This window comes from Caulobacter sp. 17J65-9 (genome assembly GCF_010975005.1).
Taxonomy (GTDB): domain Bacteria; phylum Pseudomonadota; class Alphaproteobacteria; order Caulobacterales; family Caulobacteraceae; genus 17J80-11.
Genome location: NZ_JAAIVC010000247.1, coordinates 1 through 3922, shown reverse-complemented (window position 1 = coordinate 3922; position 3922 = coordinate 1). Strand labels below are relative to the sequence as shown.

Annotated in this window: 3 protein-coding genes and 1 pseudogene; 1 reads left to right on the top strand and 3 read right to left on the bottom strand. The window is 65.2% G+C overall.

Translation table 11 applies throughout. From position 1 onward, the window contains the following. Positions 1-173: 173 nt before the first annotated feature. The 3 genes from G3573_RS20655 to G3573_RS20645 form a co-directional block, all read right to left on the bottom strand. Complete coding sequence (locus G3573_RS20655) at positions 174-908, bottom strand: C39 family peptidase (protein ID WP_163263541.1); 735 nt, start codon at positions 906-908, stop codon at positions 174-176. 13 nt (positions 909-921) lie between these two features. Further along, positions 922-1416: a hypothetical protein gene (locus G3573_RS20650; RefSeq protein ID WP_163263540.1), complete on the bottom strand. Its 495-nt coding sequence runs from the start codon at positions 1414-1416 to the stop codon at positions 922-924. 96 nt (positions 1417-1512) lie between these two features. Next, complete coding sequence (locus tag G3573_RS20645) at positions 1513-3093, bottom strand: hypothetical protein (protein WP_163263539.1); 1581 nt, start codon at positions 3091-3093, stop codon at positions 1513-1515. 333 nt (positions 3094-3426) lie between these two features. Here G3573_RS20645 and G3573_RS20640 point away from each other — a divergent pair. After that, positions 3427-3922, top strand: a pseudogene (locus tag G3573_RS20640) (UDP-2,4-diacetamido-2,4,6-trideoxy-beta-L-altropyranose hydrolase); the annotation flags it as partial.

Genomic DNA, 3922 nt, shown 5'->3' with positions numbered 1-3922 from the left:
GAGCAGGGCCGGGTCGCCGCGGAACATGGCCGCCGCGATCAGGTCGGCGGGGGCCGGAGCGAGCGGGTCGCCGTCCAGCGCGGTCCCGGCCTGCGGCAGGGCGGCGCCGGCCGGAGCGGCCTCCAGGGTCGCGCCGCCGAGCACGCCGGCGAGCATCAGAGCGCGCGCCGCCCTCATGGCGTCACCGGGGTCGAAATGTCGTGGATCAGGGTGATCTGGTACATCGGCGAGAGGTCGCGGGTCATCGCCTCCAGGTCGGTGTCGGCCAGACGCTGGCTCAGCGGCGCCCGCGCGAACGGCTTCCATTCGGCGTCGCGGTTGAACTCGCCCGGCGCGGGCGCGCCGCTGTGAATGGCGAACACCACGCCGTTCCACATCTTCTCGAAGTCGGCGCGGCTGTAGGTCTTCAGCCCGTGCGCCGGGTCGCCGACCAGCACCTTGTCGCCGCGCACGCCCTTGATCACCACGAAGTGGCGATAGCTGCCCAGGTCGATCAGGGCGATGCCCGGCGCCTCGACCTGCTCCAGCTGCGACAGCGGCAGGCGGAAGCCGTCGGCGCGGTAGCCGTGGCTCTCGAGGTAGCGCTTCATGTCGAGCAGGGAGAAGCCGACCTTCTGGATCTTGGTCTGGTCGCCCTTGTCCCACATGCCCTTGAAGGTGTCGGTCTCGCCGACGGCCATGCCGTAGTGGTAGCGCAGCAGGGTGGCCAGGGCGGCCGACCCGCAGCTGAAATCGTACTGCTGGCGCACGACCGTCCGGAACGGAATGTCGCGATAGCTCACGACCTTTACGGCGTAGGAGCCGCCGGCCGCCTGGCCGGACAGCAGGACCTCGGCGGACGCAGGGCCCGCCGAGGCCGCAAGCAACGCCGCGCCCGCCATGAGGAGGAGACGCGTCGACTGGATCATCCCGCCCTCCCCCTTATTGCGTCAGCACGACGTTGACGCTGAGACTGCCCTGCAGGTTGTTGTTGTGGCCGGTGTTGATCACGAAGTTGCCGATGCCGTTGAAGCCGGAGAAGGCGTTGGCCCCCAGCTCCACGTTCCCCGACCCCACCGTGTCGGCCGTGATGGTGTTGTCGCGGTTGATGGCGTCCAGGTCGTGGTTGGAGATCGCAATCACCACCGCCTGACCGCCGGCCATCTCGGCCAGATCCGCCGCGCCCACCACCGTCGTCCCGAACGGGTTCGGCTCGATCGCCTCAGCCGACGCCATGTCGATGATCGGCGCATCCGCCGCCGGCATGTCGAGGATCGGCAGGTCGGCCGCGGTCCGGTCCACCCACCCGACCGGCGGCTCCGCCACCAACGTCACGGCCGCCGGGGCCAAGAAGGCCGCCTGCGGCGCTGCCTGAGCCTGGGCCGTTCCGCCGGCCGCGGCCACCAACGCCCCGGCCAGCCAATATTTCGCCCACATCACACGTCCCTCGCTGAAAAGCTGAGCGGCGCCCCCGCACAGACACGAAAGAGGGCCGGAGGCTGACGCCTCCGGCCCGGTACGCGTGACTGACGATCAGCCGCCCGGCCCGAACGAGACGTTCGAGTTGGCCGACACCGACGTCCCCGCCTGGTTCAGCGAGAGCTGGCCAGAGTTCTGGTTCATCGTCTGGATGCCGGCGAAGCTGCCGCCGTTGTTGTTGCTCACATTGCCCGACCAGAAGTTCGCCGCGTCCTCGGTCCCACCGGACGTGATCGAGTTGCCGCTCACTTCACCGTTCAGCTCGTTGACCGACACCGCGACCCGCAGGTCGAAGGTGTGGGTCGAGCTGTCAGTGTTGTTCGAGTCGTGGATCGAGTTGTCGTTGTTGTTCGCCTCGGTCGAATTGTCGGTCGAATTATCGTTGTTGTTGGCCTCGGTCGAATTGTCGGTCGAGTTGTCGTTGTTATTCGCCTCGGTAGAATTATCGTCGTTCGAGTTAGTCGACTTGTCGTTGTTGTTGTCGGTGTTGGTCGAGTTGTCCTGACCGGAATTGTCGGTGTTCGTCGAGTTGTCGTCGTTCGACGAAGCGTCATTGCCGTTGTTCGAGTCGGACGAGTCGGTGGTCGTGTTCACCGAATTGTCGTCGTGCGAGTCGGTGTCGGTCGAGGTGTTGTTCGAGTCGTTCGTCGAATTGTCGTCATTCGACGAGCTGTCGTTACCGTTGTTCGAGTCCGAATTGTCGGTCGAGCTATCGGTAGCAGTGTCAGTGTTCGTCGAGTTGTCGTCGTTCGACGAGCTGTCGTTACCGTTGTTGGAGTCGTTCGTGGACGAGTCCGTGTCGGTGTCGACCGAATTGTCGTCGGCGTGCGAGTTGTCGGTGTTGTTCGAGTCGTTCGTCGAGTTGTCGTCGTTCGACGAGCTGTCGTTACCGTTGTTCGAGTCCGAGCTGTCGGTCGAATTGTCGGTCGCGGTGTCGGTCGAGGTGTTCGTCGAATTATCGTCGTTCGACGAGCTGTCGTTGCCGTTGTTGGAGTCGTTCGTCGACGAGTCCGTGTCGGTGTCGACCGAATTGTCGTCGTGGGACGAGTTGTCGGTCGCCGTATCGGTGCTGGTGTTCGTCGAGTTGTCGTCGTTCGACGAGCTGTCGTTGCCGTTGTTGGAGTCGTTCGTCGACGAATCCGTGTCGGTGTCGACCGAATTGTCGTCGTGCGTCGAGTTGTCGGTCGCCGTGTCGGTCGACGTGTTCGTCGAATTGTCGTCGTTCGACGAGCTGTCGTTGCCGTTATTGGAATCGTTGGTCGACGAATCCGTGTCGGTGTCGACCGAATTGTCGTCGTGCGTCGAGTTGTCCGTCGCCGTGTCGGTCGACGTGTTCGTCGAATTGTCGTCGTTCGACGAGGCGTCGTTGCCGTTGTTGGAGTCGTTGGTCGACGAATCCGTGGACTTGTCGTTGTTGTTGTCCGTCGCAGAAGAGTTGTTCTGTCCGGATTTGTCCTGGGAGTTGTTCTGAGAGTTGTTTTGGCTGTTGTTCTGGCTGTTGTTCTGGCTGTTGTTGTTGTTGGAGTTGGTGACGGTGTCCGGCTCGCTCCAACGTGCGTAGGCGGGGGCCGCATGGAAGGCCGCAGTGGCCAAAATAGCGGCGGAAACCGAACCCAACAGAACCTTGCTGTGCATTTGTTCTCTCCGAGGGAGCGCGAAATTGCCTACTGGAGGGCTCGTTCTCCCCTCCGGTCCGCACAACCCGCCCAATTTCCGCCTTGTTCCGACCTGTACAGAAAATAGGTCGCGCTTATCAGGAAACGAGGCAGTAAAGCGCGGCCGATACCAGCAACGCTCTCCGTATAGCAGCGCCAGTTGTCTTAACAGCGAAGCCGTACTGCTTTGCCATTGGGGCGACGCCCGGAAAATTACTGACACGCTCGCAGGCGCTCGACCTTCGCCGTCTCAAGAAATTTCGGTTCGGCGCCCGCGCTTGGCCGTTACGCCTCAACGGGGTAACCGGTGGGCATGACCGACCTCAGCCGCCCGCGCGTGCTCTTCGTCGTGGACGCCGGCCCCGATGTCGGCGGCGGCCACGTCATGCGCGCCCTGACCCTGGCGGGGGCCCTGGCCGACCGCGGCGCGACCTGCGCCTTCCTGGCCGCGCCCGATGTCGCGACCGTGCTGGACGCCTTCGCCGACAGCCGGATGGAGCGGGTCGCGGCCGCCGCGACCACGCCCGAGGCGCTCGTGACGGCGGCCGAGGCCGCGGCCTTCGACGCGGTGGTGTTCGACCACTTCCGCCTGCAGCGCGAGCACCAGGCCGAGATCGCGGGCGGCCGCCCGGCGCTGGTGGTCGACGACCTCGCCGACCGGCCGCTGCACGCCGGCCTCTTGTTGGATCCGGGCCCGGCGCGGCGGGCGGAGGACTACGCCGGCCTGGTCGGGGCGGAGACGCGCCTGCTGCTGGGCCCGGCTCACGCCCTGGTGCGCCCCGCCTTCGCGACCGCGCGCGAGGCCGCCC